At 72.0% G+C, this 17,902-nt stretch carries 11 protein-coding genes; 8 read left to right on the top strand and 3 right to left on the bottom strand.

Features of this window, described 5'->3' with window-relative positions; translation table 11 throughout:
* Positions 1-82 precede the first annotated feature (82 nt).
* The 4 genes from HD595_RS07445 to HD595_RS07430 all read left to right on the top strand — a co-directional run bounded on the left by HD595_RS07445 (position 83) and on the right by HD595_RS07430 (position 3,726).
* Positions 83-982: an ABC transporter ATP-binding protein gene (locus HD595_RS07445; RefSeq protein ID WP_253766894.1), complete on the top strand. Its 900-nt coding sequence runs from the start codon at positions 83-85 to the stop codon at positions 980-982.
* Positions 979-2,088 carry an ABC transporter permease gene (locus HD595_RS07440; RefSeq protein WP_253766892.1) on the top strand — a complete coding sequence of 370 codons (1,110 nt, stop codon included), beginning with the start codon at positions 979-981 and terminating at the stop codon, positions 2,086-2,088. Before HD595_RS07445 ends, HD595_RS07440 begins: the two co-directional genes overlap by 4 nt.
* 10 nt (positions 2,089-2,098) lie before the next feature.
* Entirely contained in the window at positions 2,099-3,310 is a 1,212-nt protein-coding gene (locus HD595_RS46655) for a sensor histidine kinase (protein ID WP_253766890.1), read from the top strand.
* A 98-nt stretch (positions 3,311-3,408) separates the two neighbouring features.
* Positions 3,409-3,726, top strand: coding sequence for an STAS domain-containing protein (locus HD595_RS07430; protein ID WP_253766888.1), 318 nt, complete (start codon positions 3,409-3,411; stop codon positions 3,724-3,726).
* Positions 3,727-3,923: 197 nt separating this feature from the next.
* On the opposite strand, the gene HD595_RS07425 is transcribed toward HD595_RS07430, so the two are convergent.
* The 3 genes from HD595_RS07425 to nucS all read right to left on the bottom strand — a co-directional run bounded on the left by HD595_RS07425 (position 3,924) and on the right by nucS (position 6,794).
* Positions 3,924-4,466: a TetR/AcrR family transcriptional regulator gene (locus HD595_RS07425; protein ID WP_253766886.1), complete on the bottom strand. Its 543-nt coding sequence runs from the start codon at positions 4,464-4,466 to the stop codon at positions 3,924-3,926.
* Positions 4,467-4,610: 144 nt separating this feature from the next.
* The gene (locus HD595_RS07420; protein WP_253766884.1) at positions 4,611-6,083 is read right to left on the bottom strand and encodes an aldehyde dehydrogenase family protein; all 1,473 of its coding nucleotides are present in this window, start codon (positions 6,081-6,083) and stop codon (positions 4,611-4,613) included.
* A gap of 48 nt (positions 6,084-6,131) precedes the next feature.
* The gene (gene nucS, locus HD595_RS07415) at positions 6,132-6,794 is read right to left on the bottom strand and encodes an endonuclease NucS (RefSeq protein ID WP_175601018.1); all 663 of its coding nucleotides are present in this window, start codon (positions 6,792-6,794) and stop codon (positions 6,132-6,134) included.
* 92 nt (positions 6,795-6,886) lie between these two features.
* Here nucS and HD595_RS07410 point away from each other — a divergent pair, with 92 nt between their 5' ends.
* The 4 genes from HD595_RS07410 (at position 6,887) to HD595_RS45655 (ending at position 17,820) form a co-directional block, all read left to right on the top strand.
* Complete coding sequence (locus HD595_RS07410) at positions 6,887-7,180, top strand: ATP/GTP-binding protein (RefSeq protein WP_253766882.1); 294 nt, start codon at positions 6,887-6,889, stop codon at positions 7,178-7,180.
* A gap of 50 nt (positions 7,181-7,230) precedes the next feature.
* A complete protein-coding gene (locus HD595_RS07405) occupies positions 7,231-7,935 on the top strand; it encodes an alpha/beta hydrolase (protein WP_253766880.1) in 705 nt (234 codons plus the stop codon).
* A 187-nt stretch (positions 7,936-8,122) separates the two neighbouring features.
* Positions 8,123-11,461, top strand: coding sequence for a LamG-like jellyroll fold domain-containing protein (locus tag HD595_RS07400; protein WP_253766878.1), 3,339 nt, complete (start codon positions 8,123-8,125; stop codon positions 11,459-11,461).
* A gap of 101 nt (positions 11,462-11,562) precedes the next feature.
* Entirely contained in the window at positions 11,563-17,820 is a 6,258-nt protein-coding gene (locus tag HD595_RS45655) for an RHS repeat domain-containing protein (RefSeq protein WP_301309464.1), read from the top strand.
* Positions 17,821-17,902: the final 82 nt, after the last annotated feature.

Here is a 17,902-nt window from a genome sequence, read left to right as displayed (position 1 = left end):
CATACCGGAGCCATGATTTCTCCGACTACCAGGGCGAACGCCGCGAAGGCCACTATTGCCTCATGACGAAGGAGAGGACCTGATGCTCGAGATCAGCGAGCTGCGCAAGCGCTTCGCGGGCGGCCCCGGCGCGCCGGAGGGCAAGCTCGCCCTGGACGGGATCGGCTTCGCCGTGCGGCCGGGCGAGATGTTCGGGTTCGTCGGCGCGAACGGCGCCGGCAAGACGACGACGATGCGGATCGTCATGGGCGTCCTCCAGGCCGACTCCGGCTCGGTGAGCTGGCAGGGCCGGCCGCTGACCTACGACGACCGGCGCCGGTTCGGCTACATGCCGGAGGAGCGCGGCCTGTACCAGAAGATGCGCGTGGCCGAGCAGATCGAGTACTTCGGTCGGCTGCACGGCCTGAGCGGTCCGCGGGCCGCGCAGGCCGCCGCCGCACTGATCGAGCGGCTGGACCTGGGGGAGCGGCGCGGTGACGCCGTGGAGAGCCTGTCGCTGGGCAACCAGCAGCGCGTGCAGCTCGCGGTGGCGCTCGTGCACGACCCTGAGGTGCTCATCCTGGACGAGCCGTTCTCCGGGCTCGACCCGCTGGCGGTGGACACGCTGGCCACGGCGCTGCAGGAGCGCTGCCGGGGCGGCGTCCCGGTGATCTTCTCCAGTCATCAGCTCGACCTCGTCGAGCGGCTGTGCGACTCGGTCGGCATCGTCTCCTCCGGCCGGATGGTGGCCAGCGGCACGGTCGCGGGCCTGCGCGCGGCGGAGGGCGGCATGCTGCGCGTCGTGGTGCGGGACCCGGCTCCCGGCTGGGCGGACGGCCTGCCGGGCGAGCTGAGCGCCGAGGACGACCGGCAGGTCCTGCTCGTGGACGCCGCCGGCGACGGCCAGGAGATCCTGCGCCGGGCCATGAAGGCCGGGCACGTCGAGCACTTCGGGGTCGAGCAGCCGACCCTCACCGAGATCTTCAAGGAGGCCGTGGCATGAACGCGCTGGCACTGGTGGCCCGCCGGGAGATCAGCACCCGGATCAGGACCAAGGCGTTCATCGTCAGCCTGCTCGTGACCGTCCTGCTGGTGGGCGCCGCGGCGTTCGCGCCGAAGGTCCTGGATCGTCCCGACAAGTACACGGTGGGCACCGTGAACTCCCAGCGGCTGCCGCTGGAGGCGGCGGCGCCCGACATCGAGTTCGCCTGGAAGGCGTTCCCCGACGAGGCGACGGCCAGGAAGGCGCTGCTCGACGGCGACGTGGACGCGGTGCTCGTCGGCGGCGCCAAGGTGCTGACCGACGGCGAGATCGAGCAGGAGCTCGGCGTGCTCCTGCAGAGCACGAACCGCGAGGTGAAACTCGGCGCCTCCGGGGTGCGGATCGAGCCGCTGCGGATGGAGTCGGTCGGCGCCGACTCCCGCTACCAGGCGGCCCGCACGGGCATCGCCGTGGTGCTGGTTCTCGTGCTGTTCATGCTGCTCATCGGCCAGGCGACGATGGTCGCGATGGGCGTGGTCGAGGAGAAGGGCAGCCGGATCGTGGAGATCCTGCTCACCTCGATCCGGCCGTGGCAGCTCCTCGGCGGCAAGATCGTCGGCCTGGGAGCGCTCGGGCTGGTCAACCTGGTGGCGATCCTCGCGGTGGGCGTCGGGGCGTCCGTCGGCTCCGGGGTGGCGACCGACTTCCCGCCGGGGATGCCGGGCATCGTGGCCGGGGTCGTCGTCTGGTTCGTGCTCGGCTACGCGTTCTTCGCGACGCTGGCCGCGGCGCTCGCCTCGCTGGTCTCCCGCCAGGAGGAGGTCGGCAACGTGATGTCGCCGCTGACCATGCTCATCATGATCACCTACTTCGTCGCCTTCTACGCGACCTCCGAGCCGACCGGCACGCTGGCCACCGTGATGTCGATGATCCCGCCGTTCTCCTCGATGGTCATGCCGGTGCGCATGGCCGCGGCGGAGGTGCCGCTGTGGGAGGTCGGGCTGGCGTTCGCGCTCATGGCGGTGGCCGTGGTGGCCGTGCTCTCGATCGGCGCGAAGGTCTACGAGCGGGCCGTCCTGCGCACCGGCGCGCGGGTGCGGCTCGGCGACGTGCTGCGCGCGAAGTAGCGGGACGCCTGTGGGGGAGATCGCACGGGCACGTCGCCTGTGCTGGTGGATGCTGACCTCGTTCCTCGGGTTGCTGTGGGGCGGGATGGCGCTGAGCGCCCTGGCCGAGGCCGGCCGGGGCGCTCAGCCGTGGCCGCTGACGGCCGTGTCGGTGGTCGCCGCCGCCGGGTTCACGGTGCTCTACCTGCGCCTGGTGAGCGCGGTGATCGAATCGAGGTACCCGGTGCGGCAGGTCGTGCTGACCGGGGTCCTGGCGGTGGCGACGGCGGTGACCGGCGGGGCGCAGCCCTTCGGGGCGGGAATGGCGCTGGTGGTGTGGCTGTCCGTCGTCGCCGTCGGCGGCTCGCGCCGGCGGGCGTTCGCGCTGGGAGTGGCCACGACTCTCCTGGGCGTCGCGTTGAGCGCCGCCGCCGCGGCGAGCGGATGGTGGCACCTGCTGGACATGCCGGACGCGCGGGGACCCGGGTGGCTCGGCGCCGTGGTCGTCGCGAACACCGCCATGTACGCCCTGCTGATCCTGGCCTCGGTCGTGTCCAACCGGCTCTGGCTGTGGATCTACCGGCTGGCCGTGCGCGCCCACGAGGGCATGGAGGCGCACGCCCGGCTGGCCGTCGCGGAGGAGCGCCTGCGCTTCGCCCGCGACCTGCACGACCTCGTCGGGCACCGGCTGTCGGCCATCGCCGTGAAGACCGCGCTGGCCGTGCGGCTGTCGGAGGGCGACCCGCGGGCCGCCCGCGACGAGATGACCTCGGTGAACGGGCTGACCCGCACGGCCCTGCGCGAGCTGCGGGAGGCCGTGCGCGGCTACCGGCGGCTCGACCTCGGGGCCGAGCTGGCCAGCGTGCGCGGCGTGCTGGAGGCGGCCGGCGTGCGGTGCGAGCTGCGCCTGCCGTACCGGGAGATGCCGGAGGAGGTGGCGCCGGTGTTCGCCTACGCCGTGCGCGAGGCCGTCACGAACGTGCTCAAGCACAGCGCGGCCACGTTCTGCGCGATCACCCTGAGCTTCACCGCCGAGCGGGCCGAGCTGGAGGTGCGCAACGACGGCGCGCCGGCCCGCGAGCCGGCCGATGAGCGGGCCGATGAGCGGGACGGCGACCCGGGCAACGGCCTGGAGGGGATGCGGGAGCGGATGGCCGCCGTGGGCGGCGGCGTCACGGTCCGTCATGGGACAGACGGGCAGTTCATCGTCAAAGCGGTCGTGTCACTGCCGATTCCTGGGTAGGGGGAAGAGATCGGAGGGAGTTTTCGGCCCTCCCGTACGCCCTGCCACAGGGTACGAAGGCACCACGTGCGGTCGCGTGGTGTGAATGAGGAGGTGGCATGCGAGTCCGGGGCAATCCGAAAGCCCAGGTGGTGCAGATCGGCGCCCGGCTCGACGCCGGCACGTCGGCCGGGATCCGCTCCCTGCTGCACGACGCGGTGGACTCCGGCGAGGGGGATCTGATCCTCGACCTGTCCGAGCTGGAGATGATCGACGCCACCGGTCTGGGTGTTCTCGTGGGCACGCATCGGCGCGCGTCCGCCGGGCAGCGCCGCCTCGTCCTCCGGGGGGTGCCCCCGCGGATCATGCGCATTCTCGCGGTGACCCGGCTGAATCGGGTCCTGCGTGTCGAGGCGCAGGAGGCCGCGGTGGCCTGACGGGGCAGCGGCGGGCGGGGGACCCGCCACGTGCCGCGACATATCGGAGCGGGCGACGATCAGCCGTCGCCCGCTCTCTTCATGTCCGGAAACCGTGAGCGCCTCCGCCGAAAAACAACAACCAAAAAGGCGATTTGTGGGGGTGTTCTATCCCGGTTTCGTGCCGCCGAGTAAACACGATCCGTGATCGGAGCGGTTCACGATCCGGTGAGGGCTCCGCGGAAGATGTGCGCGGCCACATCGACGAGTTCGTCGACGTCGGGCGACGGGCTGCCGAGGATCCATTCGATGAGCAACTCTTGTAGCGCTCCAATTGCGCCGAGCGCCACGAGCCGCCGATTCACCGGTCCGGCCACCGGGAAATCGGCCGCCGCCTCCTCGATCAGCCGGGCGAAGGCGTCCACCGCGCGCTGCCGCGAGGCCGTCAGCACATCTCCTGACCTGCGCACCTCGAGATGCATGATGCGGGCCCGCCGCCAGTCGGCCGTGGCGAATTCGATGTACGCGCGAATCCCGGCCCCGACCTTGCCCTCCAGGCTGTGCGGGGCCTCCTGCAGGGCCTTGGCGACGTGCGCGAGGCTCTCCTCGACGCACCTGTCGTGCAACGCCTGGAGCAGCTCCTCGCGTCCGCCGAAACATTCGTAGAACGCGCGGTTGGAGATCCGGGCCTCCGAGCACAGCCTTTCGATGGTCGTCGCCGCGAAACCCGGTTTCGCGTATAGCGTGTAGGCGGCCGTCATCAGCCGCTCGCGTCTGTCCGCCAGCCTTTGCTCGGCTGACATTCCCCGGTAAGACCGGTTCACATTCCACCCGTCCAACATGATCGTGGCCCCCAGAGCACACAATTATGGACGGATGATCCGCTTTGGGAAAGGGCGCGAAGATTACCTCTTACGTCGCCCGTGCAAGAACGTGACAATCCTGATCAGCCGCTCAAGCTCCTCCGGCCGGCGCGTGAACGAGGTGAGGTTCATGCCCGGCAGCGCGAATCGCTGCCGGGCGACGGCCTTCGGCCGGGCGAACTCGCGCAGCCCGTCCGCGCCGTGGATGCGGCCGAACCCGGAGTCGCCGACCCCGCCGAACGGCAGCGAGGGCACCCCGGCGAACGAGATCACCGAGTTGATCGCGGTCATGCCGCTGCGCATGAGGCGGGCCAGCTCCCTGGCGCGGCGCGTGTTACGCGAGAACACCGTGCCGGCCAGGCCGTAGGCGGAGGCGTTGGCCAGCTCCAGCGCCTCGCGCGCGTCGCGGGTGCGCCGTACGGTGATGGTCGGCCCGAACGTCTCCTCGCGCACCGCGGGGGAGTCCTCGGGCACGTCCTCGACGATCACCGGGTCGACGTACGGCGCCCGGACCGACCCGGGGCCGCCGGTGACGGCCCGGCCCGACTTGACGGCGTCGTCGATGTGCCGCCTGATGATGTCGAGCTGCCCCGGCATGGTGATCGGCCCGTAGTCCTGCCCGGCCTTAACCGAGGCGACCCGCTCGGACAGCTCCCGCATGAACGGCTCGTAGACCGCGTCCACCACGTACACCCGCTCCACGCCCACGCAGGTCTGCCCGGCGTTGGACAGCGCGCCCCACAGGCAGGCGTCGGCGGCGGCCCGCACGTCCGCGTCGGCGTCCACGATGAACGCGTCCTTGCCGCCGCACTCGGCCACGATCGGCGTGAGGTTCTGCGCGCAGGCCGCCATCACCCGCTTGGCCGTGGCCGTCGAGCCGGTGAAGGCGATCTTCCGGACCCGCGGGTCCGCGGCGAGCGCCGCGCCCGTCTCGCCCAGCCCGGTCACGGCCTGGAACACCGGCCGCTCCGGCACCGACTCGGCGAACAGCTCGGCCAGCCGCACCCCGACGCCCGGGGTCAGCTCGGACGGCTTGAAGACGACGGCGTTGCCTGCGGCCAGCGCGTACGCGATCGAGCCCATCGGCGTGAACACCGGGTAGTTCCACGGGCCGATCACACCCACGACGCCGAGCGGCAGGTATTCGAGGGTGGCCTCCAGGTTGACGCCGATCATGCCGGTGCGGACCCGGCGGCGGCGCAGCACCTTGTCGGCGTTGCGCGCGGCCCAGTCGAGATGCGTGATCGTCAGCACCAGCTCCAGGGCGGCGTCGCCGACCGGCTTGCCCGTCTCCTGGTGGACGAGCGCGGCCAGCTCGCGCAGCCGGCCGGCCAGCACGGCCTTGTAGTCGAGCAGCCGCCGCCGGCGCCCGGCCGGGCCGAGCGCGGTCCACCAGGCGGCCGCCTCCTCCGCCCGGCCCACCGCCTCGCGGACCGCCGTGGCGTCCTGCTTCGGGTGGGTGCCGACGACCTCGCCGGTGGCCGGGTTCAGGGAGTCGAACGTCAGCGTCGCCATGGCGTCACGATAGACCGGTAAGCCGTCGCTTACCATGACGGGCGCCCCTCAGAAGAGGGTGGGGTTCTCCGGCTCGATGCCGCGCAGCGCGTCGTAGTCGAGGGTGACGCAGTCGATGCCCCGGTCGGCGGCCAGCACCCGCGCCTGCGGCTTGATCTCCTGGGCGGCGAACACGCCGCGCACCGGGGCCAGCAGCGGGTCGCGGTTGAGCAGCTCCAGGTAGCGGGTGAGCTGCTCGACGCCGTCGATCTCGCCGCGCCGCTTGATCTCGACCGCGACGGTCGCGCCGCCCGCGTCGCGGCACAGGATGTCGACCGGGCCGATCGCCGTCATGTACTCGCGGCGGATGAGGGAGTAGCCGTCGCCCAGCGTCGTGATGTGCTCGGCCAGCAGCTCCTGGAGATGCGCCTCGACGCCGTCCTTGATCAGGCCCGGGTCGACGCCCAGCTCGTGGCTGGAGTCGTGGAGGATCTCCTCCATCGTCAGCACCAGCTTCTCGCCGGTCTTGCCGTGGGTGACCGTCCAGGTGCCGCCGTCCTCCTTGAGCTTGCACGGCGGGTTCATCCAGTTGAGGGGCTTGAAGGCGCGGTCGTCCGCATGGATGGAGACGCTGCCGTCCGCCTTGATGAGGACGAGCCTGGGGGCCATCGGCAGGTGCGCCGTGAGCCGTCCGATGTAATCCACGCTGCATCGCGCGATGACCAACCGCATGACGGTCCACCTTATCGGCTCTGGAAAACTGGACGCATGGCGTTCGACAGTGTGGGAGCCGAGGTCCTCCCCGGAGCGGCGGCCGGGACGAGATGAGCCCGCGCCGCGCCCGCCGCAGGGAGCCCCCGCCCCGCCCTGCCGGCTTCCCCCGGGGCATGGACCGCGTCGAGGAGTGGCCCGACGGCGAGTGGAAGGTGCGCGCCCTCACGGGCGCCTCCTCCGGCAAGAGCTATCGCTGCCCGGGCTGCGACCAGGAGATCTCCGGCGGCAAGCCGCACGTGGTGACCTGGCCCAACTGGCCCGGCGGCGACGAGGAGCGGCGCCACTGGCACACGGCGTGCTGGCGCAAGCGGCTCGACCGCGGCCCCGGCCGCAGCCGCTACTGATGCCCCCGACCCCCTCAACCCCGTACCCACGAACACTCGAAGGGACCAAGGTGGACATTCGCGCGGGCACCGAGCTGCCGGCCCGGCGGGAGCCGATCGAGCTGCACACCGGCGACGGCCTGACCCTGGTGGGGGAGCTGGCCCAGCCCCTCGACCGCCCTCCGGTGGCCACGCTGGTCACGCTGCACCCGCTGCCCACCCACGGCGGCTTCATGGACAGCCACGTCTACAAGAAGGCCGCCAACCGGCTGCCGGCGCTGGCCAGTCTGGCGGTGCTGCGCTTCAACACCCGCGGCACGTCGTCCGAGCGCGGCACGTCGCAGGGGGCCTTCGACGGCGGGGAGGGCGAGCGCTTCGACGTGGCCGCCGCGCTGGAGTACGCCGAGTACCACGACCTGCCCCGGGTGTGGGTGGTCGGCTGGTCGTTCGGCACGGAGCTGGCGCTGAAGTGGGCGCACGACCCGCTGGTGGAGGGGGCGATCCTGCTGTCGCCGCCGCTGCACCGCGCCACGGACGACGACCTCGACGCGTGGGCGCGCTTCGGCCGGCCGATGACCGTGCTGGTGCCCGAGTTCGACGACTACCTGCGGCCGGAGGAGGCGCGGGCGCGGTTCGCGCGGGTGCCGCAGGCCGAGGTCATCGGGGTGGAGGGGGCCAAGCACCTGTGGGTGGGCGAGCCGTACGTCCGCATCGTGCTGGACGAGATCGTCAAGCGGGTCAACCCGGCCGCGTACCCGCTGCCGACGAGCCTGTGACCGCACCCCCGCGCCGAGGCTCTGGCAATTTTCTTCACTTCGAACTTCATTCTGATGAAATCTGTCAGGAGGTCTGGACGGGACGCACATCCTGAATGAGAATCCGATCGGCAACTGAAGATCGTGGAGGCGCCGCGCGGGCCTGACCCGTGGGGCGTCCCGCCTCGGCACGCACTTGCGAGGGCGGATGCGCGTTGGTCGTGGGCTGGTCGTGGTCATGCTGGCAGGGGCGGTCGCGGCGGCCCCCTCGAACGGGTCCGCCGCGTTCGCCGGCGTCCGACAACAACCGGCCCGCGCCGCCGACGACGCCCTCCGCGAACCCACCCGGGCCGACGACGCCCTCCGCGAACCCGCCCGCGCCGCCGCACGGGGCGCCGGCCCGGCCGAGGACGCCGCCCTGGCGCTCGCCCGCCGCGACGGCCGTCAGGTCGAGGTCGAGGCGCTGCGCACCGAGACCCGTCAGGTCTGGGCCAGGCCCGACGGCACGCTGACCCTGGAGCAGTACGCCCGCCCGGTGCGCGTGCGCAAGGCCGGAGCCTGGGTCCCCGTGGACACCACGCTGCGCCTGCGCACCGACGGCCAGGTCGAGCCGGTCGCCACGGCCGCCGGGCTCACGTTCTCCGGCGGCGGCGCCGGCCCGCTGGCCCGACTGTCGCGCGGCGCCAAGTCCCTGGAGCTCGGCTGGACGGGCCCGCTGCCCAAGCCGGCCCTGAACGGCGACACCGCCACCTACGCCGAGGTCATGCCGGGCGTGGACCTCCAGGTCACCGCCGACGTGGACGGCTTCTCGCACGTCCTCGTGGTCAAGTCGCGCGAGGCGGCGGCGAGCCTGACCGAGCTGACGTACCCGCTCGCCGCCAGGGGCCTGTCGATCAAGGCCGACAAGGCGGGCAACCTGGAGGCCCGCGACAGCGGCGGCGGCACGCTCTTCATCGCGCCCACGCCGACGATGTGGGACTCCGCGGGCATCACCAGCCCGCAGGCGCTCAAGGAAGGCCGCTCGCCGGAGGCCAGGCAGGCCACGATGGGCGTGGAGCTGGCGGGCCGGCAGCTCCGGCTGATGCCGGACCGGAAGATGCTGGCGGACGAGAGGACCCGCTTCCCCGTCTACCTGGACCCGTACTTCTCGGCAGCCCGCGGCGCGTGGACCGCGGTCTGGAGCAACTGGCCCAACTCCAACTACCTCAACTCCAGCGACGTCGCCCGGGTGGGCCACGTCGACTCGCAGAAGAACCGCTCGTTCTTCCAGATGAACACCGGCTCGACGATCCACGGCAAGCAGATCGTCAAGGCCACGCTGCGCACGTACGAGACCTGGTCGTACTCGTGCAGCGCCCGCAAGGTGGAGGCGTGGGCGACCAACTCGATCAGCAAGTCCACCACCTGGAACAACCAGCCCACGTGGGTCAGGCTCCTCGACACCGTCAACGTGGCCAAGGGCTGGGGCGCGTCCTGCCTGCCCGGCGGCGTGGAGTTCAACGTCACCAGCCAGGTCGTGGACGCCGCCGCCAAGAAGTGGGCCAACGTCACGATCGGCCTGCGCGCCACCAGCGAGACCGACGTCTACGCCTGGAAGAAGTTCAAGAACAACCCGAGCCTGGTCATCGAGTACAACTCGATCCCGTCCGACCCCGTGGCCGCCGACGCGTGGTCCGACCCGGGCGGGGCCTGCGTCTCCGGTGAGGGGCGGCCGATCATCAGCACCGCCACGCCGAAGTTGTGGGCCAAGCTGAAGGACGCCGACAACTCGGTCAAGGGCCGCTTCGAGTGGTACAACGCCGCCGGGACCAAGACCGGCGAGTACGTCACCGCCACCGGCTCGTCCGGAAGCGCCTACTACGTGACGATCCCGGCGGCCCTGTACGCCGACGGCGCGCTCATCCGCTGGCGCGTCCGCGCCGAGGACGGCAAGGCGACCAGCGCCTGGAGCCCCTGGTGCGAGGCGACCGTGGACGCCACCGCCCCCGGCAGGGAGCCGGTCGTGACCTCGCCCCAGTACGCCGAGAACGGCTGGAGCGACGGGCTCGGCCTCGCGGGCACGTTCACCTTCGACCCCAACGGGGTCACCGACGTCGCCGCGTACGTCTACGGGCTCGACACCACGCCCAAGGCCGAGGTCGCCCCGGGCGCCGACGGCCGGGCCACGATCGCGCTCACCCCGCGCCACGACGGCCCCAACGTCCTGGCGGTGCGCAGCAAGGACCGCGCCGGCCAGCTCGGCCCGATCCGCACGTACGTCTTCAACGTCAACGCCGGCAAGGCGCCCAGCGGCCACTGGGCCTTCGACGAGGGCCAAGGCACCGTGGCCGGCGACGCCGCGAACGCCCACCCCGCGACGCTCAACGGCGCCACGTGGACCAGCGGCAAGACCGGCACGGGGCTGCGCCTGGCCGGCGCGTATGCGCAGACCTCGGGCCCCGTCGCCGACACGAGCCGCAACTTCACCGTCACCGCCTGGGCCCGCCTGACCGGCAACGCCGCCACCGCCACCCTCCTCACCCAGGAGGGCGCGCGGACCGGCGGCTTCGCGCTCCAGTACGCGAAGTCCGACGACCGGTGGGCGCTGGCCCGCGCCGGCGCGGACGCCGACGGCGCCCCGGTGGTGCGCGCGCTGTCCGCCGCGGCCCCCAGGCTGAACGAGTGGACCCACCTGGCCGGCGTCTACGACTCCGCGGCGGGTCAGCTCTCGCTCTACGTCAACGGCAGGCTGGAGTCCACCGTCGCCTTCACCCAGCCGTGGAACGCCACCGGGTCGCTCACCGTCGGCCGCGGCAAGGTCAACGGCGCGGCGGCCGAGTTCTGGCCGGGCGACGTGGACGACGTCCGCGTCTACGAACGCGCCATGTTCGGCGAGGAGGTGGCCGACCTGGTCAACAGCGCCGCCACGCTGGTCGGCCACTGGAAGCTGGACGAGGACGCGGGCACCACCGCCGCCGACTCCTCCGGCCGGGGCACGACGGCGACGCTCGGCGGCGGCGCCTCCTGGACCGCCGGCTGGCTGGACGGCGCGCTGGCGCTCGACGGCGTGGGCGGGTACGCCCAGACCGCCGTGCCCCCGGTCAACACCAAGGCCGGGTTCACGGTCGCCGCCTGGACCCAGCTCGACTACCTGCCCGCCCGCGACGCCACCGCCGTCTCCCAGCCGGGCACCCGGGCCGCCGGGTTCCAGCTCGGCTTCGACAAGGAGCAGGGCCGGTGGGTCCTCGGCATGGCGGCCTCCGACACCGACACCGCCGCCCTGGTGCGCACCCGCTCCGACGCGATCGCGGTGCCGCTGGAGTGGACGCACGTCGCCGGCGTCTACGACGCCGTGCGCGGCGAGCTGAGCGTCTACGTCAACGGCCGGCTCGCCGAGAGCACCGTCACCAGCCACGTCAGCGCGTGGAACGCCGTGGGCGCGCTCCAGCTCGGCCGGACGAGGAGCGCCGGCGCCTACACCGGTTACTGGCCCGGGGCCGTGGACGACGTCCGCGTCTACGACGGCCCTCTGAGCGCCGAGCAGATCGCCCAGCTCGCCGCGCAGTGAACCTTCCCGGGGGCCTCGGCCCGGGGCCCCCGGGACCTTCCACGACCACCCAGATCTCACCACAAGCCGCCCAATAACCCCCCTACAAGATTGGGTGTTCCATGGACACATCGTCCGAGTTAGATCTGTCAGAGTCCCACTGGAATCGTTTTCAGGGCGCGATCCGCGAGTCGGCGTGGCCGCGCCGGCTGGCGGCCGTCCTGGCCGTCGTCGTCCTCGCCCCCCTCGCCCCCGCCCTGCCCGCGAGCGCCGCGCCCCGCTCGGCGCCCTCGGTGCAGAAGGAGAAGCCCGTCTCCGGCAAGCCGGTGCCGGTGCTGCCCGAACTCCCCGACCCGACCGAGAAACAGGCGTGGAAGGCGCCGCCAGGGGTGACCTGGCCCAAGGCCCAAACCGCCGAGCTGGGCGGCGCCGCCCAGCTCAAGGCCGCCGACACCGCCTTCCCCGTACGGCTGGCCGCCCCCAAGGGCAGTGACGCCAGGACCGCCAAGGCGGCCGAGTCCGGCCCGGTGCGCGTCGAGCTGCTCGACCCCGCGCAGGTGCAGCGCGCCGGCCTGCTCGGCGTCGCCCTGCGGGTCTCGCCCGGACAGGGCGTGGCCGCCAAGAGCGGCAGGACCAGGCTCCAGATCGACTACTCGGGCTTCCGCTACGCCTCCGGCGGCGACTACGCCTCCCGCCTGCGCGTGGTGAAGCTGCCGGACTGCGCGCTCGACGCGGCCGGTGCGGCCTGCCCGCTCCCGCAGCCCGTACCGACCGAGAACGACACCAAGGCCGGCACGCTCACCGCCGACTTCGACCTGCCGGCCCTGTACGCGGTGACGGCGGCGGCGTCCGGCCCGGCCGGCGACCACGCCTCCACCTCGCTCGCCCCCTCCGCGAGCTGGAGCGTCGGCGCCCAGTCCGGTGACTTCAACTGGGACTACGACCTGCGCTCGCCGCCGGCCCTGGGCGGCGACGAGCCGGAGCTGTCCCTCGACTACTCCTCGCAGAGCGTGGACGGCCGCACCGCCTCCACCAACAACCAGCCGTCCTGGGTCGGCGAGGGCTTCGAGCTGAACCCCAGCGGCTACGTCGAGCGCCGCTACAAGTCCTGCATGGTGGACGGCAAGAAGACCGGCGACCTGTGCTGGGACGGGGAGAACGTCACCCTGTCGCTCGGCAACTCGGCCGTCGAGCTGGTCAAGGACGCCACGACCAAGCAGTGGCGGCCCAAGCGCGACGACGGCACCCGCATCGAGTACCTCACCGGCGCCACCAACGGCGACAACAACGGCGAGTACTGGCGGGTCACCGGCGCAGACGGCACCCAGTACACCTTCGGCCTGAACCGCCTGCCCGGCTGGGTCACCGGCAAGCCGGAGACCAGGTCGGTGCAGACGGTGCCGGTGTTCGGCAACAACAGCGGCGAGCCCTGCTACAACAGCACCCCGGCCAACGCCTGGTGCCAGCAGGCGTACCGGTGGAACCTCGACTACGCGGTCGACACCCACGGCAACGCCACCACGTACTGGTACGCGCAGGAGAAGAACTACTACGGCCGCAACATGAAGCCCGAGCAGGGCACCGTGTACGACCGCGCCGGCTACCTCACCCGCATCGACTACGGCTACCTGCAGAACGAGCTGTTCACCAAGGCGCCGGCGGCCCGTGTCGTGTTCGAGACGGCCGAGCGATGCCTGCCCAGCGGCACGATCACCTGCGCCGCCGACCAGCTCAAGAAGGAGACCGCCGCCTCCTGGCCGGACGTCCCGTTCGACCAGATCTGTGACGCGGGCGTGAAGTGCACCGACCGGCTGTCGCCGACGTTCTTCACGCGCAAGCGCCTGGCCAAGGTGACCACGCAGGTCCTCAACGCCACGGGCGGCTACAACGCGGTCGACTCCTGGACGCTGACGCACCAGTTCCCCGCCTCCGGCGACGGCATGAGCCCGGCGCTGTGGCTGGCGTCGATCCAGCAGAGCGGTCACGTGGGCGGCACGATCACCCTGCCCAAGATCACGTTCACCGGGGTCCAGCTCGCCAACCGGGTGGACGCCGACGAGGGGCGCGCCCCCCTGGTCAAGTGGCGGGTGCAGGCCGTCAACAACGAGTCCGGCGGCGAGCTGCGCGTCAACTACTCGGCCGCCGACTGCAAGCCCGGCGACGTGCCCGCGGCCGACAAGAACACCAGGCGCTGCTTCCCGCAGCGCTGGGCGCCGCCGAACGAGACCGAGGTCACCGACTGGTTCCACAAGTACGTGGTCACGCAGACCATCGAGGTGGACCGCGTCGGCGGCGCGCCGAACGTCGTCACCGACTACGAGTACCTCGACGGCGCCGCCTGGCGGTACGCCGACAACGTCCTGGTCAAGCCGGAGCACCGCACGTGGTCCGACTACCGGGGATTCGGCCGGGTACGGGTGCGCCAGGGCGACGGGCAGGACACCAAGCGCACGCTGACGGAGTTCCGGTACTTCCGCGGCATGCACGGTGACAAGCTGGCCGACGGCTCCAAGCGCACCGCGCAGGTCACCGACTCCGAGGGCGTCAAGCTCGACGACCTCGACCAGCTCGCCGGCTTCGAGCGCGAGGAGATCCTCTACGACGGCGACGGCGGGGCGATCCTGACCGCCACGCTGGAGGAGCCCTGGTCGGTCAAGACCGCCGAGTCCACGCAGGGCGGCGTCACCAAGGCCGCGTACGTGGTCGAGCCCAAGTCCATGGTCACCCGCACCGCGCTGGAAGGGGGCAAGTGGCGGCGTACCGGCGAGGAGCGCGCGTACGACACCAAGGGCCTGCTGACCCAGGTGGAGGAGAAGGGCGACCTGGCCACCACGGACGACGACCAGTGCACCCGCTACACCTACGCCCGCAACGACGCGGCCTGGATGCTCGACTACACGAGCCGGATCCAGAAGGTCGCCGCGGGCTGCGGCACCGCCGTGTCCAAGCTGGCCGCCGACGAGATCATCTCCGACGAGAAGGTCCAGTACGACAACAAGGGCTACGGCCAGGCGCCGAGCAAGGGCGACGTGACCACGGTCGAGCACACCGTCTCCGGTGACGGCGCGACGATCGTGGAGAGCACCCACACCTACGACGCCTACGGCCGCGAGACCAGCGAGACCGACGCGGTCGGCACCAAGTCCACCACCACCTACTCACCGGCGGCGGGCGCGCCGCCGACCGAGATCAAGGAGGTCAACCAGCTCGGCCACGTCGAGCGCACCCTGCTCGAACCGGCCTGGGGCGAGCCGTACGCCGAGATCGACGCCAACAACCGCCGCACCGACATGGAGTACGACGCGCTCGGCCGCCTGGTCAAGGTGTGGCAGCCCGACCGGAGCAAGGCGGCCGGGCAGTCGCCCAGCACCGAGTACTCCTACACCATGCGCACCGACGGGCCGAGCTACGTCACCACCAAGACGCTGAACGCCGACGGCACCTACAGCGCCAGCCACGAGCTGTACGACGGCCTGATGCGCAAGCGCCAGACCCAGGAGCCCGCGCCGCGCGACGACCAGACGCAGGACCCGGCGCTGCGTGACGGGCGCACGATCACCGACACCGTCTACAACTCGCTCGGTGAGGCGGCCAAGACCAACACCGGCTACTTCGCCACCGGCGCCCCCTCCACCGACCTGCTGGCCGTGGCCGACACGGACGTGCCCAACCAGGTCGTGACGACGTTCGACGGCACCGGCGACGCCAACGCCCAGATCCTGAGGACGAAGGGCCAGGAGAAGTTCCGGGTCACCACCACGCAGCAGGGCGACCGGATCCACGTGACGCCGCCGCCCGGAGGCACCGCCACGACCCGCATCGGCGACGCGGACGGCCGGCTCATCGAGCTGCGCCAGTACAAGGGCGCCACCCCGACGGGCGAGTACGAGGCCACCAAGTACGCCTACGACCACGCCGGACGGCTGTCCACGGTGACCGACTCGGCGGGCAACGTGTGGCGCCACCACTACGACCTGCGCGGCCGTGAGATCAAGTCGGAGGACCCCGACAAGGGCGTCACGACGATGACGTACAACGACGCCGACGAGCTGGTCAGCACGACCGACTCGCGCGGCAAGACGTTGTACTACGTCTACGACGTGCTGGGCCGCAAGAAGGAGCTGCGCGAGGGCTCCGAGACCGGCGCGCTGCTCGCCGAATGGCAGTACGACGCGCTGGCCAAGGGCCACCTGAACGCCAGCATCCGCTACGTCGGCGGGCAGGCGTACAAGACCGAGATCAACGCCATCGACTCCGACTACCGCCCGCTGCGCGAGACCGTCACCGTCCCCGAGCGGGAGGGCAAGCTGGCGGGCTCGTACGTGCTCAACACCCGCTACACGATCGACGACCAGGTCCAGTCGGTCAGCTTCCCGGCCGCCGGCGGGCTCGCCGAGGAGTCGGTCGTCTACACCTACGACGAGCTGAGCCAGCCGGTGAAGGTCACCGGCCTGTCGGCGTACGTGAGCGCGACCCGCTACTCCAAGCTGGGCGAGACCCTGCAGTACGAGCTGGGCTCGGGCAGCAAGCGGACCTGGCTGACCTACACCCACGACGAGGGCACGCGCCGGCTGTCGCGGATGCGCGTGGACCGGGAGGGCGCCCCGGCGACCGACCTGGACCTCACCTACACCTACGACGCGATCGGCAACATCACCAGGATCGCGGACAAGGGCGCGAGCGGCCCGGACACGCAGTGCTTCACCTACGACCACCTGCGCCGGATGACCTCGGCGTGGACCGCCACCGACGACTGCGCGAGCGGCTCGCCGCAGTCGGACAAGATCGGCGGCGTGGCCCCGTACGCGGTCAGCTACGCCTACGACTCCACCGGCAACCGCGTCAAGGAGACCAAGCACGCCTGGGGCGGCGCCGGTGAGAGCACCCGCGACTACACCTACCCGGCCGCCGGCGGCAAGCAGCCGCACGCGCTGCAGAGCGTCGGGCCGGACCTGTTCGAGTACGACGCGGCCGGCAACACCACCAGGCGCAAGGTCGGCAACGCCGACCAGAGCCTGGTCTGGGACGCCGAGGGCAACCTGGAGTCGGTGACGGAGGCGGGCAAGACGACGTCCTTCGTCTACAGCGCGGACGGCGACCGGCTGATCCGCAGGACGCCGGCCGACGCCACGCTCTACGTCGACGACATGGAGCTGCGCTTCGACTTCGCCAAGGACACCGTCGAGCAGACCCGCTACTACACCATCGGCGGCGAGCCCATCGCGGTGCGCACACCGGACAACCAGGTCTACTTCCTGGCCAACGACCACCAGGGCACCTCGCAGGCGGCGGTGAACGCCGCCACCGGCGAGCTGGCCGTGCGCCGGACGACGCCGTTCGGCGAGAACCGGGGATCGCCCCCGGCGTTCTGGCCGGGGCAGCGCGGGTTCGTGGGCGGCACGCAGGACGCCACCACCGGTCTGGTCCACCTCGGCGCCCGCGAGTACGACCCCAAGCTCGGGCGCTTCCTGTCGGTCGACCCCGTCATGGAGGAGCAGAACCCGCAGCAGCTCAACGCCTACGCCTACGCCAACAACAGCCCCGTCACCATGAGCGACCCCGACGGTCAGCTCTTCTGGTTCGTCGCGGCCATCGTGGTGCGGGTCTCGGCGCAGATCATCGCCCGGCGGCTGGCGATGGCCGCCGCCAGGCGGGCCGCCATCGCGGCGGCGCGTGCGGCGGCCCGGCGGGCCGCTCTCGCGGCGGCGCGGCGCCGGGCGCTGGCGGAGGCCAGGAGGCGCGCCGCCGCCGAGGCCAAGAAGCGGGCCCTGGAGGCGGCGCGGAAGAAGGCCGCCGCGGCGGCCCGCAAGAAACTGCAGGAACAGGCCAAGAAGCGGGCCCAGGAGCGGGCCAGGAAGGCGGCCACGGCGAGGGCGCAGCGGCGGGCCGCGGCCGCCGCGAAGCGGGAAGCGAGGAGGAAGGCGGCGGACGCGGCGGCCAAGCGCCGGGCGTCGGCGGCGGCCAGGACGCGCAACCGGCGGGCCGGCAAGCTCCCGAGCGGGATCCAGCGGGCGCGGCAGCGTCCGGCGCAGCGGCCCACCAGCCACCGGGCGCAGCAGCGGCAGTCCCCGCCCAGGGACAGCCGGCAGCCGATGCAGCCACGGCCGAGCCAGATCTACCGCAACGACGGCTCGACCCAGCCGACCCAGTCCTACACCGTCTACCGCGACGGCCGGACGTACCCGGACGGACCACCGCCGGTGGCCCGGCCCGGCGGCTCGGGGCAGGGCGAGCGGCAGATCTTCCGGCCGGAGAAGATCGAGCCGGAGAACACCAGGACCGGCACGGTCGCCGAGACCGGCTTCAAGATGGCCCAGTACATGGACAAGAGCGGGCTGGCCGACGCTCTCGACATCATCATCTGGGGGCTGGGCGGCTAGCCTGCTGACCCCCGGGTGAACGAACACCGGCGCGGGACCCTGCGCGGGGCCCGCGCCGGTGGCGTTCCGGGGCCACCTGTCC

Origin of the sequence: Nonomuraea roseoviolacea subsp. carminata (assembly GCF_024172185.1) — a bacterium.
Classification (GTDB): Bacteria; Actinomycetota; Actinomycetes; order Streptosporangiales; family Streptosporangiaceae; genus Nonomuraea; species Nonomuraea roseoviolacea.
This window is presented reverse-complemented; position numbering and strand designations above follow the sequence as displayed.

What these genes read in the sequence shown, in the direction of transcription:
- HD595_RS07445 (WP_253766894.1), top strand. Translation starts at nt 83, where the DNA reads ATGCTCGAGATCAGCGAGCTGCGCAAGCGCTTCGCGGGCGGCCCCGGC.
- HD595_RS07440 (WP_253766892.1), top strand. Translation starts at nt 979, where the DNA reads ATGAACGCGCTGGCACTGGTGGCCCGCCGGGAGATCAGCACCCGGATC.
- HD595_RS07430 (WP_253766888.1), top strand. Translation starts at nt 3,409, where the DNA reads ATGCGAGTCCGGGGCAATCCGAAAGCCCAGGTGGTGCAGATCGGCGCC.
- HD595_RS07425 (WP_253766886.1), bottom strand. Translation starts at nt 4,466, where the DNA reads ATGACGGCCGCCTACACGCTATACGCGAAACCGGGTTTCGCGGCGACG.
- HD595_RS07420 (WP_253766884.1), bottom strand. Translation starts at nt 6,083, where the DNA reads ATGGCGACGCTGACGTTCGACTCCCTGAACCCGGCCACCGGCGAGGTC.
- nucS (WP_175601018.1), bottom strand. Translation starts at nt 6,794, where the DNA reads ATGCGGTTGGTCATCGCGCGATGCAGCGTGGATTACATCGGACGGCTC.
- HD595_RS07410 (WP_253766882.1), top strand. Translation starts at nt 6,887, where the DNA reads ATGAGCCCGCGCCGCGCCCGCCGCAGGGAGCCCCCGCCCCGCCCTGCC.
- HD595_RS07400 (WP_253766878.1), top strand. Translation starts at nt 8,123, where the DNA reads ATGCGCGTTGGTCGTGGGCTGGTCGTGGTCATGCTGGCAGGGGCGGTC.
- HD595_RS45655 (WP_301309464.1), top strand. Translation starts at nt 11,563, where the DNA reads ATGGACACATCGTCCGAGTTAGATCTGTCAGAGTCCCACTGGAATCGT.